The organism is Pseudomonas sp., from assembly GCF_030684895.1.
GTDB lineage: Bacteria > Pseudomonadota > Gammaproteobacteria > Pseudomonadales > Pseudomonadaceae > Aquipseudomonas.
Genome location: NZ_JAUXXP010000014.1, coordinates 20,637 through 42,481 on the forward strand (window position 1 = coordinate 20,637; position 21,845 = coordinate 42,481).

Genomic DNA, 21,845 nt, shown 5'->3' on the forward strand with positions numbered 1-21,845 from the left:
CGGTGGGGCTATGCTGATGGAGGTTCTTCGTTAGCTGTGTGCGGCCGCTACGCATAGCGTGTTGCGTTGGTCGTGTGCAGGTAACCGTTGGGAAGCTGTGGCGCTGCATCTGTGACGCGGGTCATGTCTGGAAGAAAAGTCAGCTTGGTATGTGCGCGCACATCCCTATAATGGCTTTACTTTTTAGAATTGTTGACGCCAGGCCTTTGACGTTACGGATGACGCTCAGTTGATCGCTGTGCAGATCGGTTAGCCCAAGAGGGGCAGTCTGCAGGAGACTCGCAATGAAGACTGATGCGAATGTGGTTCACCTGAGCAAGGTGGGCCCTGAGCAATCGCCCACCTCGCCGGTAGGAAGACTGCCTGTGGCGCTGACAAATGTGCGTGACAAAGCGGCGCAACAGCTGAAAAAGGCGTTGCAGGCGCTGTTCGACAATGCGGACGATACGCTGTTCGAGATGGCCGACCGTGCCACCAGCAATGCCGAGCAGAATGCCTTCTTCGAGGCGATGCGCGATCTGCGCTTGAAGCGTAAAAATATCGAGCGCGGCTTTTTGCAGAAGGTCTTCGAGGCCTTCGCCACCCTGAATCAATATGAAATCGGCAAGCCTGCGCCCTTGGATGCGGTGTCGTTTGACACTCTGTCGCTAGTGCAAAACGACGCGCTAGAAGAGTCGGTGGCGCTGGATTCGATGGTTGCCAAGGTCATGAGCCGAGATGCCACTGCCCTTGGTCACCTGACTACGCGCTTCAACGCCATGGTCAGCAAGAAGCTGGATGACAAGATCAACCCAGTCGGTCCTGCCAGCCTTTGCGAATTCTTCCTCGATGCTTGCAGCAACCTGGGCGTCGAGATCCGGGTCAAGCTGATTATCCTCAAGCTGTTCGAGAAGTACGTACTCAGCGATCTCGATCAGTTGTATGCCGAAGCCAACCAAGCATTGATCGCTGCCGGTGTATTGCCGGAACTCAAATCCGCTCCTGCGCGGCGGAATCCTTCGCGCGCCAGTGCATCGGCTGGTGGTGCGCGTCAGGACGCATCGCCGGAACTCTCGGCTGAATTTGCCGATGAGGGCGTGCAGGAAGTCTTCGGCGCGCTGCAGGAGCTGCTTTCCCAAGCGCGTGGCTCGGTGATTCCGCGGCGCAATCGCCCGGCCGATGCGATGCCGATCTCCAGTAATGACTTGATGCGCCTGCTCTCGCATATGCAGCAGCGTGCGCCCGCACAGGTGAGTGACGATTTTGATCTGCGTGAGCAGCTAGAAGGCCTGCTAACCCGTGCCAGTGCCAAAGCCGGCAAGGCGCGGGTGGTCGGTGAGGTTGATGAGGACGTCATCAACCTGGTGTCGATGCTGTTTGAATTTATTCTTGACGACCGCACCTTGCCGGATTCGCTCAAGGCGCTGATTGGCCGTCTGCAGATCCCGATGTTGAAAGTGGCGGTGATTGACAAGACCTTCTTCAGCCGTGGCAGTCACCCAGCCCGCCGTTTGCTCAATGAAATTGCCTCTGCCGCCCTGGGTTGGGGTGAACAGGACGATGCGCAGCGCGACAGCCTGTATCAGAAGATCGAGCAGGTGGTGCAACGTCTGCTCAATGACTTTGTCGATGACCCGGTGATCTTCTCCGAGCTGCTGGCAGAGTTCCTGGCTTTTACTGGTGACGAGCGGCGCCGCAGTGAGCTGCTTGAGCAGCGTACCCGTGATGCCGAAGAAGGCAGTGCCAAGGCGGCATTGGCACGGCGTGAAGTTGAGCAGGCGTTGAATGAACGTTTGCTCGGCAAGACCCTGCCAGAAGTGGTTGTGCGTCTGCTGCAGGAAGCCTGGAGCAAGGTGCTGATGCTGACCTGCCTGAAGCACGGCGTTGAGTCGGCTGAGTGGCAGGCGGCGCTGGCGACCATGGATGATTTGGTCTGGAGTGTTGAACTGCACGAAGAGCCGGAAGCGCGCATGCGTTTGCTGGAGATGGTGCCAGGGTTGCTCAAAGCGCTGCGTGAAGGCATGGCTGGTGCAGCATTTGATCCGTTCTCCACCGGTGAGTTCTTCAGCCAGTTGGAAGCCTTGCATGTGCAGGCGTTCCAGCGCTTCAAGCGCAGCCTGCCGGAAGAAAATCCGCAGGATGATGTGCCTGCACTAGATGATGAACAGCGTGCGGCGTTGATCGAGGCGGGGATCGACTTGCCACTGCTGGAGCTGCCTGCAGCAGACGCGGTTGAAGAGCCGGCGATGGTCGAGGTGGTCGAAGAGATCATTCTGCTGGCCCCGGGCGAGCTGCGTGCCGCAGAGCCGGAAGCCAGCTTGCCGGACGACGATGAGTCGCTGCTGCAGGTCGATAACCTGCGAGTCGGTAGCTGGGTCGAGTTTCAGGAAGATGAAGAACACAAGCTGCGTTGCAAGTTGGCGGCGGTGATCAAGCCAACCGGCAAGTACATCTTCGTTAACCGTACCGGCATGAAAGTGCTGGAAAAGACTCGTATGGGGCTGGCCGTGGAGTTTCGTCGCAGTGCGATTCGCCTGCTTGATGATGCGCTGCTGTTTGACCGGGCACTGGAGTCGGTGATCGGTAACCTGCGCAAGCTTAAGGGCGCCTGATCGTCTGTAATTGATGCGTCACCACAGCGCCGCCGGGGTAATCCCAGGCGGCGTTTTTGCATCTGCGTGTTTGCTCGGGCATTCGCCCTTGGCCTTGAGCAAGTGCTGCACTAGAGTGGTGGCTCGTTCAAGGAGCTTTTATGCAGCTGGACCCTTCCAGTGGCTGGTGCGATGGCATCCAGCGCTGCCCATCGCCGAACTTCAATCAGCGGCCGCTGGGCGAAGTTTCTTTGTTGGTAATCCATAACATCAGCCTGCCGCCTGGGCAGTTTGGCACGGGTAAGGTGCAGGCGTTCTTTCAGAACCGACTGGACGCTAATGAGCATCCCTATTTCGCCAGTATCGCCAGCCTGCAGGTGTCCGCGCATTTTTTTATCGAGCGTGATGGTGCCGTCACGCAGTTCGTCTCCTGCAATGAGCGCGCCTGGCATGCCGGGGTGTCGCGGTTTGCCGAGCGGGAAAACTGTAATGATTTTTCCTTAGGTATCGAGCTTGAAGGCACGGATGATCTGCCATTCACGGCAGCGCAGTATGCGGCGCTGATTGAGCTGATCCGGGAGCTGCAGGTGGCGTACCCGGCGATTACCCTGGAGCGCATCTGTGGCCATAGCGATATCGCGCCAGGTCGCAAGACCGACCCCGGCCCGGCATTCGATTGGCAGCGTGTGCGCGTGGCATTGCAGCAAGACAAGGAGCTGACATGAATTTTCTGGTGCTACTGCTGGTGCTGTGGGTCGAGAAGTTCTCGTCCTGGCGTAAGCCCATTCAACACGATGGCCCGTGGCTGCGCTTGCTGGCTGCGACTGAGAGCAGGCCGCAGTGGGCTGAGCGGCCCTGGCTGGCGTTGGCGTTGCTGGTACTGCTGCCGCTTTTGGCGCTGGGGCTGATTCTGCTGGTGCTGGAGCCTGTAGCCTATGGTTGGCTGGCGTTGCCGGTGCATTTGTTGGTGGTGATTTACAGCCTGGGGCGCGGGGATTTGTTGGCGGCGCTTGGGCCGTTTCGCGACAGCTGGCGCCGTGAAGATGCCGAGGCGGCGTATCTGGTCGCGCGGCGTGATCTGGCGCTGGAGGCGGATGAAGAGGGTGAGTTGCTCCAGCGCGTGCAGGGTCATCTGGTGTGGCAGGCCTACCAGAGCTTCTTTGCGGTGATCTTTTGGTATGCGTTGCTGGGGCCATTGGCGGCGCTGGCGTATCGGCTCGTTGCTCTGGCCAGCGAGCATGCCACTGTGCCGGCCTTACGTGAGGCTGCCGTGCAGGTGCGTCATGGCTTCGACTGGTTGCCGGTGCGTGTACTGGCCGCCAGTTTTGCCTTGGTCGGCAACTTTGCCGGTGTCAGTCGGACCTTGCTGCATGAGCTACTCAGCTGGGATATCAGCGCGGCGCAGTTGGTGATCATTACTGCGCGGGCTGCTGGCGAGACGCCAGAACCGGTGATTGGTGAGGTCGGTGTCAGCAGCCTAGACGGGCTTTGGCAGCTGTTGGTTCGTGCAGCGGTGTTCTGGTACGCGGTGTTCGCCGTCTGGACCTTGGTTATCTAAGGTTATTCATTCCACAGCCATGCCGCGCCACGTACACCGCTTGAGTCGCCGTGGCGGGCCTGCAACAGGCGTGTGTTGACCTGATCAGAAAACACATAGCGCGGCAGCAGTGGCATTACCTGGGCGTAGAGCGCGGTGCTGTTGGACATGCCGCCGCCCAGTACGATCACATGCGGGTCAAGCAGGTTGATCACCGACGCCAGGCCGCGTGCCAGTTGGTCGCAATAGCGGTCAACGGCGTGTTGCGCGTCGGCATCGCCAGCCTCTGCGGCGCTCACCAGGGCGCTTGCGTCCAGGCCAAGATTGCTACGTGCCGCCCAGCCAGGGCCGCTGAGAAAGGTCTCGATGCAATCATCCAGGCCGCAATAACAGCGTCGGCTTGGCCCATCTTCACTGCGCCGCCAGGGCAGCGGATTGTGCCCCCATTCGCCGGCAATGGCATTTGGACCACTAAGCAATCGCTGGCGCACGACCAGGCCGCCGCCAACGCCGGTACCCAGGATGACGCCGAAAACACTTATGGCATCTTCGCCTGCGCCATCGCAGGCTTCTGAAAGGGCAAAGCAGTCGGCGTCATTGGCCAGGCGCACTGGGCGCTGCAAGCGCTGCTCAAGGTCGGCCTGCAGATCCTCGCCGATCAGGCACTGCGAGTTGGCATTCTTGATCCGTCCATGGTCAGGGGAGCGCGTGCCGGGGATGCCGACACCGACGCTGCCGCGGCTGCTCAGTTCGCGCTCGCAATCTTCAACTAAGCTGGCAATCAGGGCGACGGTTTTCCGGTAATCGCCCTGCGGCGTTGGGACGCGGCGGCGCAAGACTTGCTGGCCGTTTTGCAGGGCGATTATTTCGACTTTGCTGCCACCCAGATCAATGCCGAGCTTCAGTGGTGTGCGCATCATTAACCTTAAGTTACAGAGGTTGGGGTCGATAAGAGGTATACATGGCGCCATGCTCGACCGTTATTTTGTGACATTGATCACATTAATCTGCCCGTATTTACCCCGTTGATGCAAATGCCACAGGTCGAGCAGCAAGGGACATACACGCCGCCGTTTGAGATTCTGCACGGCCGTTTTGTAACCTTACACAACAATAAATAGAACTGGAGACGTCCTGTGAAGACCGTGTTGTATCCGGCCATCGCGCTAATGAATCGCCTCAGCTTCGGTATGAAGTTCAGTCTGATCAGTGTGCTGTTCTTTCTGCCCATGCTGGTCACCAACTTCTACCTGGTGCGTGACTCCTACCGGCAGTTCGTCAGCACCCAGGCGGCGCTTGAGAGCATTGATCTGCTCGGTGAAAGCCTGACGCTGCGGCGTAATCTCGAAGACTTCGTCGATCTTATCGAAATCAACGCGATGATCGGTCAGTCCGGTCAGGCGGGTGATCTGGAAACGCGTTTGAACAAGCTGCAGCAGGTTGTCTCTAGCGAGTTGCAGGGCCTGGTTGCGGTGGTGCGCGAAGCAGAACAGATTGACGAGTTCAACAACAAACGCGATGAGCTGATTGCCGAGCTGGCTGCGGTGCAGGCCGAAAGTTCGTTACAAGGCAAGATTGCCCTGGCCGAAAAGCTGCTGGGCAGCTCTCAGGTGTTTATCAAGCTGGTTGCCAGCCAGGCTGGCCTGAGCCAGGACCGTCAGGGTGCCGTGCGGCAGATGATCGAACTGGTCACCGTGGACACGCCCAAGGTCACGGCGGCGCTCAGTGAGGGCCGTGCCATTGGTTCCTACTCGCTGGCTCAGGGCTTTCTCAATTCATCGGCCAGTACCAAATTTGATGAGCTGCTGCTGGAGCTGGAAAAGCTGCATGCCGAATATGGCCTGAATCTGCAGGCATCGCTCAACAGCAGCGCGCAGGCACGTACTGAGCTGGCCAGCCAGGCGGCAAACAGCCTGGAAACGCTGAAAACCAGTACCACGGTCTTCGAGGATCAGGTGGTGGTCGCCGATTCGCTGGATACGCCCTGGGCGCAGTTCTACGCGGATGTCAGCGGCGCCATGGAGCAGACCTACCAGCTCAATGATGCGGTGCTGGTGTTCCTCGACAAGCAGCTGCAGGTGCGTCTAGAGGAAAATCGTACGCAGATGGTGCTGCTGGTCGCGGCTCTGCTGGTGGTGTTCCTGTTGATCGTCTACCTGTACGGCGGCTTCTATGTGTCGATCCGCACCACCCTGAAAAAGCTCGGCCAGGTGATGAACCAGGTGGCGGCGGGCGATATGACCGTCAGCTTCAAGGCGCAGAGCCAGGATGAGCTGGGCGAACTGGGCCAGGTGTTCAATGAGACGGTGAGCAAGATCCATCAGTTGATCGAACGCGTGGGCCAGACCGTGGTTGAGGTTGAGCGCCAGGCGGATCGCGTGCAGCAGGTCTCCGGCGAGAGCAATCAGGCGGTTGCCGGCCAGCGTGGGCAGATCGACCTGATCGCCACCGCAATGAATCAGATGTCAGCCACCGCCCAGGAAGTGGCGCACAGCGCTGCCGCTGCAGTGGGCAGTGCGCAGAGCGTGAATGATGAAACGGTCAGCGGTCGTGCGCTGGTTGAGTCTCAGGTGGGCAGCATTCAGCGCCTGGCCGGGGAAATCGATCAGTCCGTGAGCGTGATCAACAAGCTGGCCAGCGATAGCGCGTCGATCAGTCAGGTGTTGGACGTGATCAAGGGCATCGCCGAGCAGACCAACCTGCTCGCGCTCAACGCGGCCATTGAGGCGGCGCGTGCCGGTGAGCAGGGGCGCGGCTTTGCCGTGGTGGCCGACGAGGTGCGCAACCTGGCCAAGCGCACCCAGCAATCCACCGAGCAAATCGAATCGATGATTGCCAAGCTGCAAAGCGGCGTCGGCGCGGCGGTCAAGGCGATGAACGCCAGTCACCAGATGGCTGATACCACCGTTAACGAGTCGGGCAAGGTGCAGCAGGCGCTGGAAAATATCCTCGGCGCGGTGGGCATGATCGTCGATCAGAACCAGCAGATCGCCACCGCCGCCGAAGAGCAGACCGCTGTAGCGCAGGATATCGATCAGAACATCGTCGAGATCAGCCAGGCCGGCGAGCGTACCGCTGAAGGTGCCAGTCAGACCGAACAGGCCAGCCGCGAGCTGTCCGGGCTGGTGGCGCGCTTGAAGCAGCTGATTGGTGCGTTTCGCGTCTGATTAGCAACTCGCTTGGAAAAAGCCCGCCACCTTGGCGGGCTTTTTATTCGCGACAGTCAGCGTGGCTCAGGCACGCTCGGCCATCGCCGAGAGTGCCACGGAGGTAGCGGCTGTGCGGGTTTCCACGCCGAGCTTCACGTACACGTGCTCCAGGTGTTTGTTCACCGTGCGCGGGCTGAGGCCGAGGATGTCGCCGATGTCGCGGTTGGTCTTGCCGCATGCTACCCAGCGCAACACTTCCACTTCGCGCTCGGTGAGCTGAAAGCGCGCCGAGAGGGTGGCGTAGGCTGGTTCGTCGTTAAGTGTCAGCGGTTGCGCCTGGCTGGCCGCGCGTGCCGTTTGTAGGATGCGTGCAGTGCGCAGGTGCGAGGCTACTCGGGCGAGCACCTCCTCGGTGTTGATCGGCTTGGTCACATAGTCGATACCGCCGGCGGCGAAGCCTTTGACCACGTGCTCGCTGTCGGTCAATGCAGTCATAAACAGCACCGGTATGTCGGCGGTGGCGGCATCAGCCTTGATTCGCTGGCAGGTCTCGAAGCCATCCAGCCCCGGCATCATCGCATCGAGCAGAATCAGGTCCGGGCGCCGGCGCTGGATGCGGCTCAGTGCGCTCAGGCCATCCAGCGCCACCAGCACCATATAGCCCACTTCATCGAGGGCATCGGAGAGCAGGGCCAGATTGTCCGGCGTGTCGTCGACGATCAGGATCACCCCGCGCTCGGCCGGGCTGGAGTGGTGCTCAGGTGGATTGGTCAGCGCGTTCATGCTCGGCCTCCTTGAGTTGGCGGTTGAATTCATCCAGGCGGTAGCTTTTCACCAGGGCGCGCAGGGGCGTGGTGAAGCTGGTGCTGGCGGGTGTCAGCCGATCAATGGCGTCGAGTTTCTCCAGAATGCCGCGGATATAGCCCATGGCGCCGAGCTCGCGCAGTGCATCGAGGTCACTGCTGTTCGGTAGCACACGGGTTGCGAGCGGTGGCGTTGGCAATGGCGCGGTGCGCCGCAGCCATTGCAGATCGAGTTGCTTGTGGATGCGTTCAAGCAGTTCCGGGGTGTGTACCGGTTTGGCCAGGTAGTCGTTGCACGCGGCGGCCACGCTGCGTTCGCGGTCATCGGCGAAGGCGTTGGCGGAGATCACGATGATCGGTGCTTGGGACATGGCATTGCGGCGGATCAGTCGGCTGGTTTCCCAGCCGTCCATCTGCGGCATCGACAGGTCCATCAGAATCAGATCGGGATGCAGCAGGGCGGCCTGACGAATCGCTTCCTGACCGCTGGCGGCCTGGATGATGTTGAAACCCAGCGGTTCGAGCATGCCGGCCAACACGCGGCGGTGTTCGATATGGTCGTCCACCACCAGAACCAGCCGGCGCGGGCCCTGATAACCAATGATGTCGTGCTCCACATGCACCACCGCCTGTGGAACGCGCACTTCGGAGAGGAACAGGCGCACCTGAAAGCTGGTGCCCTGGTCTTGCACGCTTTTGACTGACAGCTCGCCGCCCATCAGCGAGGTGAGCATGCGCGTGATGGTCAAGCCGAGGCCGACGCCGTTGTCCTGGCGCATCAGGTCGCCGCGCTCGAATGGCTGGAAGATCCGTTCGATCTGCTCGGGGTCGATGCCGATGCCGGTGTCGACGATCTCGAAACTGGCGGTCTCGCGCAGGTAGCTGACGCGCAGGCATACCTCGCCGCTGTCGGTGAAACGCACCGCATTGCCGAGTAGGTTGATCAGAATCTGCCGCACGCGCTTCTCGTCGCCGCGCACCACCGCCGGCATGCGCCCGCTGGTTTCCAGGCGAAAGTGCAGACCCTTCTCTTCGGCCTGAGGGGTGAACATGCGTTCGAGCTGGTGGATAAATTCGGGGAAAGGGATTTCCGTCAGTTCCAGGTTGAGCTTGCCAGCTTCGATCTTGGCCACGTCGAGCAGCCCGTCAATCAGTGACAGCAGGTGCGAGCCGCTGCGAAAAATGGTGGCCAGGGCATCCTGATGCTGCCCTGGCATGCCTGCATCGCGCTGCAGAATTTGCGTGTAGCCGAGGATGCTGTTGAGCGGCGTGCGCAGCTCGTGAGACAGCCCGGTGACGTAGCGGCTCTTGGCGGCGTTGGCGGCTTCGCTGGCTTCCTTGGCTTTCTGCAGGGCTTCGTCGGTCTTGCGGTGAGCTTCGATCTCCTGCATCAGCAGTTGGGTCTGGCGGTCGGACTCCTCCTGGGCCACGCGGCGGCTTTCACGGGTCAGCACCACCCACCAGGCGAGGATCGCGGCAAACAGTGACAGGGTCAGAAAGGCCTTGAGAAATGCCAGGTAGAGGGCTTCCTGCGCTTCCAGCGATTGCGCCACCAGCCCCTGTGATACCTGGCTGTAGATCAGTGCCAGGGCGCCGAACAGCAGCGCCACCAACACGGTCAACAGACCCAGGTACTGCGCCAGGCGGCTGTGCAGGCGCGGGATCGACACTCGCGGGAACAGCCAGCGGATAAAGTCATCGAGTTGCTCGGACAACCGCGCCCGTGGCTTGCAGGCATCACCGCAGCGTGCATCGAGCGAGCAGCACAGCGAGCAGATCGGCGTGCTGTAGGCCGGGCAGAAGGCCATGTCTTCGCTTTCAAAGGCGTTGCTGCACAGGCCGCACTGCACGGTGGTGGTAACGCCTAGTGGATAGAGCAACAGCGGGTCGCTGCTGCGCGCCAGGTAGTAGCGCCCGCTGGTCAGCCAGGCAATCAGCGGGGCGAAGAGCATGGCCGAGCCGAGCGCGACGACCGGCGAGGCGGCCTGCGCCAGTTGGCCGAACAGGCCGCCGTGGGCCAGGATCGACAGCAAGGAGGCGATCAGCATGGCACCGACGCCGACCGGATTGATGTCGTAGAGGTGCGCGCGCTTGAACTCGATGTGCTTGGGCGACAGGCCCAGCGGCTTGTTGATCACCAGATCGGCGACCACCGCACCGATCCAGGCGATGGCGATGTTGGCGTACAGACCGAGCACTTCCTCAATGGCCTGAAACACCCCCAGCTCCATCAGCATCAGCGCGATGGCCACGTTGAACACCAGCCACACCACGCGCCCCGGATGGCTGTGGGTGACGCGGGCAAAGAAGTTCGACCAGGCCAGCGAGCCGGCGTAGGCGTTGGTCATGTTGATCTTCACCTGCGACACGATGACGAACAGCACCATCGCCGCCAGCGCCCACTCCGGTGAGCTGAATACATAGTTGAACGCCACTAGGTACATCTGCGTCGGCTCAGCGGCGCGTTCCATGGGAATTTCATGCTGCAGGGCGAGAAATGCCAAGAAGGCGCCGGCGAGCATTTTCAGCGCGCCGGGGATGATCCAGCCGGGCCCGGCCATCAGCAGGGCGGCCCACCAGCGCTTGCGGTTGCGCCGGGTCTTTTCCGGGAGAAAGCGCAGGTAGTCGACTTGCTCACCAATTTGCGTGACCAACGCCAGGGCCACAGTGCAGGCGGCGCCGAAGTACAACAGGTTGAATGCGCCGCCTTCGCCCTCGCGGCCGGCGAAGCTGGTCCAGTCGCTGAGTGCTTCGGGGTTTTTGCCGATGACAAAGATGTAGGGCAGGAACAGCAGAAACAGCCACAGCGGCTGGGTCCACATCTGCAAGCGGTTGATCAGGGTGATGCCGTAGGCCACCAGCGGGATAACGATCACCGAGCAGATCACATAGGCCAGCGCCAGCGGGATGTTGAAGTACAACTCCAGGGCCAGGGCCATGATCGCCGCCTCAAGGGCGAAGAACAGGAAAGTGAAGCTGGCGTAGATCAGTGAGGTGATGGTCGAGCCGATATAGCCGAAACCGGCGCCACGGGTCAGCAGGTCCATGTCCACGCCATAGCGCGCCGCGTAGTAGCTGATCGGCAGGCCAGTGAGAAAGATCACCAGACTCACCGCGAGGATCGCCCACAGCGTGTTGGTAAAGCCGTAACTCAGCGCCAGGGCGCCGCCGATGGCTTCCAGGGCGAGAAACGACACCGCGCTGAGGGCGGTGTTGGCGATGCGCAGCTCCGACCATTTGCGGAACGATTTTGGGGTGAAACGCAGGGCGTAGTCTTCCATGGTCTCGTCGGCGACCCAGCTGTTGTAGTCGCGGCGGATCTTGACGATGCGCTGGGTGCCGGTTGGTTGCACGGAGGACGCTCCAGAACTGCGGTTAATACAGGTGTTTGAAACTGCAACATCCATGCCCTGCACCTGCAGCCGCCGTCCTTGCGCGCGCGAGCTTCTATCTGCCTGCAGCACGGGCGTGAGCTTGCACCAGCGTGGGGCGCGGAGCTGTACGTCAGATGACGTATGCCGTTACGTCAAGCTGCGTATACCGTCCGCGTCGGTGGCAAACGCATGCTGGTGGCGAACCGAACTGGTACCCGCAAGGCGAGCCAGGGAGGAAAACCACCCAGAGGAGCATGACCATGGATTCACCGACTCGCTTTCTCCCTCGTCGGCTAGCGTTGGGTGCTGCGGCACTCTCGCTGCTGGCGGCCAGTGTGTTCAGCCAGATGGCCCTGGCCGACGTCAACACCACCGGCCTGGCCGTGACCGACACCGAAGTGACGGTCGGTCAGCTGCATTCGGCCACCGGCACCATGGCCATTTCCGAAACCGGTTCGATCCAGGCCGAGCGTCTGGCCATCGAACAGATCAACGCCAGCGGCGGCATCCTCGGCCGGCAGATCAAGATCATCCAGGAAGACGGCGCCTCCGACTGGCCGACCTTCGCGGAAAAAGCCAAGAAGCTACTGGTCGGCGACAAGGTTGCCGCCGTGTTCGGCTGCTGGACCTCGGCCTCACGCAAGGCTGTGCTGCCGGTGTTTGAGAAGGAAAACGGCCTGCTCTACTACCCGACCTTCTATGAAGGCCTGGAGCAGTCGAAGAACGTTATCTACACCGGCCAGGAAGCCACCCAGCAGATCCTTGCCGGCCTCGACTGGATCGCCAAGGAGAAGGGCGCCAAGACCTTCTACCTGATCGGCTCGGACTACATCTGGCCGCGCACCTCGATGAAGATCGCCCGCAAGCACATCGAGAACGTGCTCGGCGGCACCGTAGTGGGCGAGGAGTACTACCCGCTGGGCAACACCCAGTTCGGCTCGCTGATCAACAAGGTCAAGCTGAAGAAGCCTGATGTGGTCTTCACAGCGGTGGTCGGTGGCTCCAACGTGGCCTTCTACAAGCAGATGAAAGCCGCCGGCGTCACCAGCGCCAAACAGAACCTGCTGACCCTGTCGGTCACCGAGGATGAACTGCTGGGCATTGGCGGCGAGAACATGGACGGTTTCTACGCCTCGATGAAGTACTTCCAGAGCCTCGACAACCCGAACAACACAGCCTTCGTCGAAGCCTTCAAAGCCAAGTTCGGCAAAGACTCGGTAATCGGTGACGTGACCCAGGCCGCCTACCTCGGCCCCTGGCTGTGGAAGGCAGCGGTCGAGAAAGCCGGCAGCTTCGATGTCGACAAAGTGGCCGCCGCCTCCCCAGGCATCGAGCTGACCACTGCGCCAGAAGGCTACGTGAAGGTGCATGACAACCATCACCTGTGGAGCAAGACCCGCATCGGCCAGGTGCAGAAGGATGGCCAGTTCAAGGTGGTGTTCGAGTCCGACCTGATCGAGCCGAATCCTTTCCCGAAAGGCTACCAGTAACAGCGGCGTAAGCCGGCGTGATGGCAGGGCGTACCCGTGAGGGTGCGCCTGACGCCTGTGCGGGCTGACGTGTTTCTTTCTTCCAGCTGGAGACCATCATCATGGAATGGCTATCGGAATTTGGTGCCATCGCGGCCATGCAGGGCTTCAACGGTTTGTCCGTGTTCTGCGTCCTGCTGCTGATGGCCCTGGGGCTGGCGATCATTTTCGGCCAGATGGGCGTGATCAACATGGCCCACGGTGAGTTCCTCACCATCGGCGCTTACACCACCTACGTGGTCTCGGCACTGACCGAGCAATACGCGCCGTTTTTCGGCCCGTACTATTTTTTTCTCGCCATCGTGCTGTCGTTTTTTATCGCCGGCGCGATTGGTTGGCTCGCCGAGTGGGCGATGATCAGCAAGCTGTATCAGCGCCCGCTGGATACCTTGCTGGCCACCTGGGGGCTGTCGCTGGTGATGCAGCAGGCCTTCCGTTCGATCTTCGGCGCGCGGGAAGTCAGCGCCACCTTGCCGGAATGGCTGATGGGCTCATGGAACCCCACCGAGGCCATCGATATTCCGCGTAACGGCCTGTTCGTCATGGGCCTGACCGTGCTGATGACCGGCATGATCTTCCTCATGCTCTACCGCTCGCGCTGGGGCTTGCAGGTGCGCGCCACGGTGCAGAACCGGGTGATGAGCCGCGCCGTGGGGATCAATACCAAGAAGGTCGACCGCATGACCTTTGCCCTCGGCTGCGGCGTGGCCGGTGTGGCGGGCGCGGCCTTTACCACCATCGGCTCCACTGGCCCAACCGCCGGCTCCCTGTACATCGTCGACACCTTCCTGGTGGTGGTGTTTGGCGGCGCATCGAGCCTGCTAGGCACCATCGCCTCGGCCTTCAGCATCGCTCAGGCGCAGTCGCTGATGGAGTTCTTTATGAGCGGTTCGATGGCCAAGGTGTTCACCCTGTCTGCGGTGATCCTGATTCTGATGCTGCGTCCGCAAGGGCTGTTCTCCATCAAAGTGCGCAAGTAAGGAGCCGTCCCATGAACCCGACACTCGATAAGTTTCTTGGCGGCAAGCAGGGCGCGATTGGCCTGGCGGTGCTGGCCACATTGATCCTGGTGGTGTTCCCGCTGGCGCTGGATGCCTTTCGCCTGAACATGGTCGGCAAGTACCTGACCTACGCCTTTGTCGCCGTGGGCCTGGTGCTGTGCTGGGGCTATGGCGGCATTCTCAGCCTCGGCCAGGGCGTGTTCTTCGGCCTGGGCGGCTATTGCATGGCGATGTTCCTCAAGCTTGAAGCCAGCGACCCGGAAAGCACCAAGATCCAGTCCACCCCCGGCATTCCGGACTTTATGGACTGGAACCAGATCACCGAACTGCCGCTGCTCTGGCAGCCCTTTCACAGTTTCGGCTTCACCCTGCTGGCGGTGATTGCGGTGCCGGTGATCCTGGCGCTGGTGATCGGTGTGGCGATGTTCAAGCGCCGCGTGGGGGATGTGTACTTCTCCATCGTCACCCAGGCGATTGCGCTGATTCTCACGGTGCTGATCATTGGCCAGCAAGGCCTGACCGGCGGGGTCAACGGCATCACCGACCTGAAAACCCTGATGGGCTGGGACATTCGCGACGACAGCTCGAAGCTGATCCTCTACTTCATCAACGCCTTTCTGCTGTTCGGCTGCATCCTGATCGGCCGTTTTATCCTCGCCTCCAAGCTCGGCCGCCTGCTGATGGCCATGCGCGACAAGGAAGAGCGGGTGCGCTTTTCCGGCTACGACGTGGCCAGTTTCAAGATCTTCGTGTTCTGCGTGGCGGCGGCGTTTTCCGCGATTGGTGGGGCGATGTTCGCCTTGCAGGTGGGCTTTATGTCGCCGAGCTTCGTCGGCATCGTGCCGTCGATTGAGATGGTGATCTTTGCCGCCGTCGGCGGGCGTATGTCGCTGCTAGGCGCGGTGTACGGCGCGCTGCTGGTCAACTACGGCAAGACCTACTTTTCCGAAACCTTCCCCGAGCTGTGGCTGTACCTGATGGGCGGGCTGTTTATCGCCGTGGTCATGTATTTCCCCAATGGCCTGGCCGGCGTATGGGAAAGCCACGGGCGCAAGCACCTGGAAAAGTTGCTGCAACGTTTTGAGCGCAAATCCGTGGCCCCGGTCGTGGCCGTTACTCCGGCTCCAGCGCCTGCCCCTGAAGCCAAACAACTGGAGACCACCCCATGAGTCAGCCAAGTGCATTTCAGATGCCCAAACCGGTGCTGGCCATCGAGGGCCTGACCGTGTCGTTCGATGGTTTCAAGGCGGTGGATGACCTCAACCTGTACATCGACCGCAATGAGGTGCGCGTGGTGATCGGCCCTAACGGCGCCGGCAAAACCACGGTGCTCGACCTGATCTGCGGTAAGACTAAGGCCACCGCCGGCAGCATCCAGTTCGAGAACCGTGAGCTGACCAAGATGCGCGAGTTCGACATCGTCCGCGCCGGGGTTGGTCGCAAGTTCCAGAACCCTTCGATCTACGAAAACCTCACGGTGTTCGAGAACCTGGAAATGTCCTACCCCAAGGGCCGCAAGGTGTTCGGCGCGCTGTTCTTCAAACGCACCGCCGAGGTGATTGCGCGGGTTGAGCAGATCGCGGCGGAAATCATGCTTACCGACAACCTCTACCTGCAGGCCGACCTGCTGTCCCACGGGCAGAAGCAGTGGCTGGAGATCGGCATGCTGCTGATGCAGGACCCGGCGCTGCTGATGCTCGACGAACCGGTGGCCGGCATGAGCGTTAACGAGCGTATGCAGACCGCCGAGCTGCTCAAGCGCATCAGCAAGGGCCGCTCGGTACTGGTCATTGAGCACGACATGGAGTTTGTCAAAAGCATCGCGCACAAGGTCACCGTGCTGCATCAGGGCAAGGTGCTAGCCGAAGGCAGCATGGAGGCGGTGCAGAGCAACCCGAAAGTGATTGAGGTGTATCTGGGGCATTGAGCCCCAGCGACGAAGGCGTTCAGCCCCGTAGCCCGGATGTAATCCGGGATAGGTGCCCGGCATCGAGGCCGATTCCCGGATTTCATCCGGGCTACGTTCAGTAAGGAGTTTTCCATGTTCCAGATCAGCAATCTTGCCTCCGGCTACGGCCAGAGCCAGATCCTCCATGACCTCAACCTGAATGTGGCCAAGCGCGAGATCGTCGCGGTGATGGGCCGTAACGGTATGGGTAAGACCACCCTGTTCAAGAGCCTGATGGGCGTGCTGCCGCAGTGGGGCGGACAGATCAGCGTTGATGGTTGCGATATTTCCAAACTGGAAACCCACCAGCGAGTCGAGAGCGGCATCGCCTACGTGCCCCAAGGGCGGATGATCTTCCCCAGCATGACCGTGCTGGAGAATATCCAGACCGGTCTGCCGGCATCGGCCAAGGGCAAGGTGCCGGATGATTTGTATGCGCTGTTCCCGGTGCTGCAGGAGATGCGCCACCGCAAAGGCGGCAACTTATCTGGCGGTCAGCAACAGCAACTGGCTATCGCTCGCGCACTGGCCACCAACCCCAAAGTGCTGCTGCTCGATGAACCGACCGAGGGCATCCAGCCGTCGATCATCAAGGACATCGCCCGCACCCTGAAGGAAATTCGTAACCTGCGCGATCTGACCATAGTCGTGTCCGAGCAGGTGCTGTCGTTCACCATGGAAATCGCAGATCGTTTCCTGGTGATCGAGAAGGGCAAATTCGTGGTCGAGGAGAGCCGCGACAAGGTCGACGAGGCGACCATCAGCCGTTACCTGTCGGTGTAGCGATGTGCCCCTGTAGCCCGGATGTAATCCGGGGGTGGATGTTGAATCTGCCCCGGATTACCTCCGCGCTACGGATTGGATTTCCCGTTTTACGGTCGGCGTGTTCTCCATGCGTCGGCCGCTTTTTTGTGCCTGACGAAAATTCTCGTAAGCCTCGTGGTTACTGCGCTTTGGCATACGTCATCCGACGTATTTGCGGTTTTTCCTGGCCGTTGAAAACTAGCGGCGTACCCCGGCGCGACAGCGCCATGCCCCCCTCAATGGTCCCAGGAGCTTTGTCATGACCGAAACGCTGATCAAGGTCGACCTTAATCAACCTGCTACCGAAAACGAGCAGATCCACAACCGCTGGCACCCGGACATTCCGATGGCCTGTTGGGTCAAACCAGGTGACGACTTCATCCTCGAAACCTACGACTGGACCGCCGGTGCGATCAAGAACAATGACGACGCCAGCGATGTGCGCGACGTGGATCTGTCCACTGTGCACTACCTGTCCGGCCCGGTGGGCGTACACGGCGCCGAGCCGGGCGACCTGTTGGTGGTCGACCTGCTCGACATCGGCGCGATGCCCGATTCGCAGTGGGGCTTCAATGGCTTCTTCTCGCGGCAGAACGGCGGGGGTTTTCTGACCGACCACTTCCCGATGGCGCAGAAGGCCATCTGGGATTTCAAAGGCATGTTTACCAGCAGCCGACACATTCCCGGGGTTAACTTCGCCGGGTTGATTCATCCCGGCCTGATTGGCTGCCTGCCGGACCATAAGATGCTCGCCGACTGGAACAAGCGCGAGCAGGAACTGATCGACACCGACCCGCACCGCGTGCCGGCCTTGGCTAACCCTCCGATGGCGCCGACTGCACATATGGGCAAAATGAAGGGCGAGGCTCGTGACTTGGCCGCGTTGACCGGTGCGCGTACCGTGCCACCGCGTGAGCATGGCGGTAACTGCGACATCAAGGACCTGTCGCGCGGCTCGAAGATCTTCTTCCCGGTGTATGTGAATGGCGCCGGTCTATCGGTGGGCGATCTGCACTTCAGCCAGGGCGATGGCGAGATTACCTTCTGCGGCGCCATCGAGATGGCCGGCTGGGTGCATATGAAGGTCGAGCTGATCAAAGGCGGAATGGCCAAGTACGGGATCAAGAACCCGGTGTTCAAACCCAGCCCGATCACCCCGAACTACAAAAATTATTTGATCTTCGAAGGCATCTCGGTGGACGAGGCCGGCAAGCAGCATTACCTGGACGTTAACGTCGCTTACAAGCAGGCCTGCCTCAACGCCATCAACTACCTGACCAAGTTTGGCTATTCGCCGGCCCAGGGTTATGCGCTGCTTGGTTCGGCGCCGGTGCAGGGGCATATCAGCGGTATCGTCGATGTACCCAACGCCTGCGCCACCCTGTGGTTGCCGACGGAGATCTTCGAGTTCGATATCAACCCCAACGCCAACGGCCCGACCAAGTTCCTCGACGGCAGCATCGACTTGCCTATCGCCCCGGATAAGTAAGCCGACTTACCCCTCTCTCCTCTGCGGGAGAGGGGTTGCTGTGCCTGTGCTGATAAGGAGCCTGCCATGCCGATCTATGAATACGACTGCGCCACCTGTGGCGACTTTACTCAGCTGCGGCCCATGGCTGAGCGCGACCAACCCTGCGGCTGCCCCTGGTGTGGTGGCGACAGTGTGCGGGTGATCCTCAGCGCGCCGAGCCTGGCGACTATGGCCGGCAGCCAGCGTGCGGCCATTGCGGCCAACGAGCGCAGCGCCAACGCGCCGCAAACGGTTGAGGAGTACGCGCAGAGTCGCAAACATCCGAAAGGTTGCGGCTGCTGCACCCCAAATAAACCGCTGGCGCCAACCAAGGCCAACCCCCATGCGCTAAAGACCAAACCCAGCGCCCGGCCGTGGATGATCAGCCACTGAGGCTGTCGCTCAGGCAGGCGCCCAGCCAAACAACTCTGCTGCGTTACGGCTGCTGGCGCTGGCCAGCTCGTCGGCGCTGATGCCGCGTAACTCGGCCAGGGCTGTGCAGATATCTGGCAGGTATTCCGGGCTGTTGCGTTGGCTGGGGTGCATGGCGGGGGCCATGTCGGGCGAGTCGGTTTCCAGCACGATGGCATCCAGTGGCAGTTGCGCCACCACCTTGCGCAGGCGCAAGGCCTGCGGCCAGGTCGGTGCGCCGCCCAGGCCGAGTTTGAAACCGAGCTTGAGGTATTCGCGCGCTTCCTCGTAGCTGCCGGCGAAGGCATGGATGATGCCGCCCCGCGCTGGCTTGAGACGTTTCAGCGTGGCGATGGTCGCCGCATGGGCGCGGCGTACGTGCAGCAGGGCGGGCAGCTCGAACTCTATGGCCAGTTTGAGCTGCGCCTCGAACAGCTGTTGCTGCTGCGCGCGATCCAGCTGTTCGAGAAAGTAGTCCAGGCCAATCTCGCCCACCGCGCAGAGCTTGGAGTGGCCTGCGCAGCGTGCCAGCCAATCATGCAGTTCGCTCAGGTGCTCGGGGTGGTGTTCATCCAGGTAAACCGGGTGCAGGCCGAAGGCGGCGTACAGCCTGTCTTCGGCCTCTACCAGATCCCATACCCGCTGCCAGTTGGCCTGATGCACACCCAGCACCACCAGCCGCTCGACGCCCAGATCGCGGCAGCGGGCCAGCAGCTCGCGGCGATCAGCGTCGAAGTCGGGGAAGTCCAGGTGGGTGTGGGTGTCAATCAGGTGCATGGTCTAGTGTTTGCTCAAACAGTGGTCTTTGCAGGGAGCAGGGTAGCTTATGGGCGGGCTGATGAGGGAGCGTGCCAGAGCGTTGCGGCGTGAGATGACCGAGGCAGAGCGGTGTCTTTGGTATCAACTGCGCGCCCATCGCTTCATGGGGCTGAAGTTCAAGCGGCAGAAGCCGCTAGGTTCTTACATTGTTGATTTCGTTTGCTTGGAGATAGGTCTGATCATTGAGCTGGATGGTGGTCAGCATGCAGAGCAATTGGCTTATGACCAGCGGCGCGACTGTTGGCTCAAAGAGCAGGGATTTACTGTGCTGCGTTTTTGGAACCATGAAATGCTGCAGCAGACGGATGCTGTGCTTGAGCGATTACGTTTGTGGGTGGAGCAAAAGCAACCCTCTCCCCCAGCCCCTCTCCCGCAAACGGGCGAGGGGAGCTGACCGCGTTGATTTGGGAGGGGATGCATGACGCAAAATCGCTTGTCGCCAACGCACGTGAGATAGGCTGCAGATCGACGGCTTGCCGCGTTCGGCTCCCTCTCCCGCAGGCGGGAGAGGGTTGGGGAGAGGGTGGTGCGGTTTAGTGATGCTCGCGCGTAGCGCGGAATTTGATGTCCGGCCAGCGTTCTTCCATCAGTGCCAGGTTGACCCGCGTTGGGGCCAGGTAGGTGAGGTGGCCGCCGCCGTCCAGGGCGAGGTTTTCCACGGCCTTGTTGCTGAATTCCTCAAGCTTCTTCTTGTCGCTGCAGTCGATCCAGCGCGCCGACCAGACGGTGATCGGCTCGTAGGCGCACTCGACCTTGTATTCTTCTTTCAGGCGGCTGGCGACCACGTCGAACTGCAGCACGCCGACTGCGCCGAGGATGATGTCGTTGCTGCGCTCGGGGAAGAACACTTGGGTCGCGCCTTCTTCGGCCAGCTGTTGCAGGCCCTGGCGCAGTTGCTTGGATTTCAGCGGGTCTTTCAGGCGCACGCGGCGGAACAGTTCCGGGGCGAAGTGCGGGATACCGGTAAAACCCAGTGCTTCGCCTTCGGTGAAGGTGTCGCCGATCTGGATGGTGCCGTGGTTGTGCAGGCCGATAATGTCGCCGGCATAGGCCTCGACCAGCATCTCACGCTCGCGGGAGAAGAAGGTCAGGGCGTCGCCGATGCGCACGTCCTTGCCCAGGCGCACGTGGCGCATCTTCATGCCCTGGCTGTATTTACCCGAGCAGATGCGCATAAAGGCGATGCGGTCGCGGTGCTTGGGGTCCATGTTCGCCTGGATCTTGAACACGAAGCCGCTGAATTTCTCTTCCACCGGTTCCACGGTGCGCTCGTTGGCCACGCGCGCCAGCGGCTTGGGTGCCCAGTCGACCACCGCGTCGAGTACATGGTCTACGCCGAAGTTGCCCAGCGCGGTGCCGAAGAACACCGGAGTCAGTTGGCCGTCGAGGAATTCTTGCTGGTTGAACTCGTGGCAGGCGCCCTGCACCAGTTCCAGTTGCTCGATAAAACGCTCGTACTCGTCACCCAAGTGGGCGCGGGCCTCGTCGGAATCGAGGTGCTGGATGATCTTGGTCTCGGTGCGCTCGTGGCCGTGGCCCGGGGTGTAGACGATGATGTAGTCGTCGGCCAGGTGGTACACGCCCTTGAAGTCGCGGTAGCAGCCAATCGGCCAAGTGATTGGCGCGGCCTTGATCTTCAGGACCGCTTCGATCTCGTCGAGCAGTTCGATCGGGTCGCGGATATCGCGGTCGAGCTTGTTGATAAAGCTGACAATCGGTGTGTCGCGCAGGCGGCACACATCCATCAGGGCGATGGTGCGTGGCTCAACGCCCTTACCGCCGTCGAGCACCATCAGCGCGCTGTCTACTGCAGTCAGGGTGCGGTAGGTGTCTTCCGAGAAGTCTTCGTGGCCCGGGGTGTCGAGCAGGTTGACCATATGTTCGCGGTAGGGGAACTGCATCACCGAGGTGGTGATGGAGATACCGCGCTGCTTTTCCAATTCCATCCAGTCGGAGGTCGCGTGACGGTCGGATTTACGCGACTTCACCGTACCGGCCACGGCAATCGCCTTGCCCATCAGCAGCAGCTTCTCGGTAATGGTGGTTTTACCGGCGTCGGGGTGAGAGATGATCGCGAATGTACGGCGTTTGCCGACTTCGGTGGCCTGGATGGTCATTGTGCGGGAACCCGTCGACTGAATAGTCGGTCTGTCAAAAAAGGCGGCGATTATAACGGTAAACGTCGGTCAGCGCGGCGACCTGTAGTCAGAGCGCAAAACCACGGTTTTTCCGCGCTTTGTGCAGCATTCCTGACGTTTTGTTTTGAATATAAAACGATCAATCAATAAGGCGACAAAGGGGGTCAAAAGCACGGCATTTTTTGATTGATCTCAGCCCCCCATGGCCCTAAAGTTCGCGCCCGAACGTCCATGCTGGCAACGATCCATCCG

The 21,845-nt window shown here is 60.8% G+C and carries 17 protein-coding genes and 1 pseudogene; 13 read left to right on the top strand and 5 right to left on the bottom strand.

Translation table 11 applies throughout. The features are described from left to right. The first annotated feature begins 284 nt into the window (after window positions 1–284). From Q8M42_RS02740 to ampE, 3 genes are all read left to right on the top strand, one after another. The gene (locus tag Q8M42_RS02740; RefSeq protein ID WP_304866733.1) at window positions 285–2,591 is read left to right on the top strand and encodes a DUF1631 domain-containing protein; all 2,307 of its coding nucleotides are present in this window, start codon (window positions 285–287) and stop codon (window positions 2,589–2,591) included. Between the two features lie 140 nt (window positions 2,592–2,731). Further along, window positions 2,732–3,295 carry a 1,6-anhydro-N-acetylmuramyl-L-alanine amidase AmpD gene (gene ampD, locus Q8M42_RS02745; protein WP_304866730.1) on the top strand — a complete coding sequence of 188 codons (564 nt, stop codon included), beginning with the start codon at window positions 2,732–2,734 and terminating at the stop codon, window positions 3,293–3,295. Next, window positions 3,292–4,128: a regulatory signaling modulator protein AmpE gene (gene ampE / locus Q8M42_RS02750; protein WP_304866727.1), complete on the top strand. Its 837-nt coding sequence runs from the start codon at window positions 3,292–3,294 to the stop codon at window positions 4,126–4,128. The genes ampD and ampE overlap by 4 nt, the downstream gene beginning before the upstream one ends. Window positions 4,129–4,130: 2 nt before the next feature. Here ampE and Q8M42_RS02755 read toward each other — a convergent pair whose 3' ends face one another. Then, window positions 4,131–5,024, bottom strand: coding sequence for an ROK family protein (locus Q8M42_RS02755; protein ID WP_304866724.1), 894 nt, complete (start codon window positions 5,022–5,024; stop codon window positions 4,131–4,133). A 1,188-nt stretch (window positions 5,025–6,212) separates the two neighbouring features. Here Q8M42_RS02755 and Q8M42_RS20865 point away from each other — a divergent pair. Next, window positions 6,213–6,416: pseudogene (locus Q8M42_RS20865) on the top strand (HAMP domain-containing protein); the annotation flags it as partial. 153 nt (window positions 6,417–6,569) lie between these two features. Next, entirely contained in the window at window positions 6,570–7,274 is a 705-nt protein-coding gene (locus Q8M42_RS20870) for a methyl-accepting chemotaxis protein (RefSeq protein ID WP_370870306.1), read from the top strand. A 66-nt stretch (window positions 7,275–7,340) separates the two neighbouring features. Here the strand turns inward: Q8M42_RS20870 and Q8M42_RS02765 are convergent, their stop codons facing one another. Continuing rightward, window positions 7,341–8,039: a response regulator gene (locus tag Q8M42_RS02765; protein WP_304866717.1), complete on the bottom strand. Its 699-nt coding sequence runs from the start codon at window positions 8,037–8,039 to the stop codon at window positions 7,341–7,343. Next, a complete protein-coding gene (locus Q8M42_RS02770; RefSeq protein ID WP_304866714.1) occupies window positions 8,014–11,412 on the bottom strand; it encodes an ATP-binding protein in 3,399 nt (1,132 codons plus the stop codon). Before Q8M42_RS02770 ends, Q8M42_RS02765 begins: the two co-directional genes overlap by 26 nt. A 281-nt stretch (window positions 11,413–11,693) precedes the next feature. On the opposite strand from Q8M42_RS02770, the gene urtA reads away from it, so the two are divergent. The 7 genes from urtA (at window position 11,694) to Q8M42_RS02805 (ending at window position 18,618) form a co-directional block, all read left to right on the top strand. Continuing rightward, on the top strand, window positions 11,694–12,923 hold the full coding sequence (urtA, locus tag Q8M42_RS02775; protein ID WP_304866711.1) for an urea ABC transporter substrate-binding protein: 1,230 nt from the start codon (window positions 11,694–11,696) through the stop codon (window positions 12,921–12,923). Window positions 12,924–13,024: 101 nt separating this feature from the next. After that, window positions 13,025–13,942 carry an urea ABC transporter permease subunit UrtB gene (gene urtB / locus Q8M42_RS02780; protein WP_304866708.1) on the top strand — a complete coding sequence of 306 codons (918 nt, stop codon included), beginning with the start codon at window positions 13,025–13,027 and terminating at the stop codon, window positions 13,940–13,942. 11 nt (window positions 13,943–13,953) lie between these two features. Beyond that, on the top strand, window positions 13,954–15,132 hold the full coding sequence (gene urtC, locus Q8M42_RS02785) for an urea ABC transporter permease subunit UrtC (protein WP_304866705.1): 1,179 nt from the start codon (window positions 13,954–13,956) through the stop codon (window positions 15,130–15,132). Continuing rightward, a complete protein-coding gene (gene urtD, locus Q8M42_RS02790; RefSeq protein WP_160085516.1) occupies window positions 15,129–15,890 on the top strand; it encodes an urea ABC transporter ATP-binding protein UrtD in 762 nt (253 codons plus the stop codon). The genes urtC and urtD overlap by 4 nt, the downstream gene beginning before the upstream one ends. Window positions 15,891–16,004: 114 nt before the next feature. Beyond that, a complete protein-coding gene (gene urtE, locus Q8M42_RS02795) occupies window positions 16,005–16,694 on the top strand; it encodes an urea ABC transporter ATP-binding subunit UrtE (protein WP_289238961.1) in 690 nt (229 codons plus the stop codon). 280 nt (window positions 16,695–16,974) lie between these two features. After that, window positions 16,975–18,204: a formamidase gene (gene fmdA, locus Q8M42_RS02800; RefSeq protein ID WP_304866699.1), complete on the top strand. Its 1,230-nt coding sequence runs from the start codon at window positions 16,975–16,977 to the stop codon at window positions 18,202–18,204. Between the two features lie 66 nt (window positions 18,205–18,270). After that, on the top strand, window positions 18,271–18,618 hold the full coding sequence (locus tag Q8M42_RS02805) for a zinc ribbon domain-containing protein (protein WP_304866697.1): 348 nt from the start codon (window positions 18,271–18,273) through the stop codon (window positions 18,616–18,618). Between the two features lie 9 nt (window positions 18,619–18,627). On the opposite strand, the gene Q8M42_RS02810 is transcribed toward Q8M42_RS02805, so the two are convergent. Beyond that, a complete protein-coding gene (locus Q8M42_RS02810) occupies window positions 18,628–19,413 on the bottom strand; it encodes a TatD family hydrolase (RefSeq protein ID WP_304866694.1) in 786 nt (261 codons plus the stop codon). A 49-nt stretch (window positions 19,414–19,462) separates the two neighbouring features. Here Q8M42_RS02810 and Q8M42_RS02815 point away from each other — a divergent pair, with 49 nt between their 5' ends. Next, entirely contained in the window at window positions 19,463–19,849 is a 387-nt protein-coding gene (locus Q8M42_RS02815; RefSeq protein WP_304866692.1) for an endonuclease domain-containing protein, read from the top strand. Window positions 19,850–19,988: 139 nt separating this feature from the next. On the opposite strand, the gene Q8M42_RS02820 is transcribed toward Q8M42_RS02815, so the two are convergent. Next, complete coding sequence (locus Q8M42_RS02820) at window positions 19,989–21,572, bottom strand: peptide chain release factor 3 (protein ID WP_305283278.1); 1,584 nt, start codon at window positions 21,570–21,572, stop codon at window positions 19,989–19,991. Window positions 21,573–21,845 lie beyond the last annotated feature (273 nt).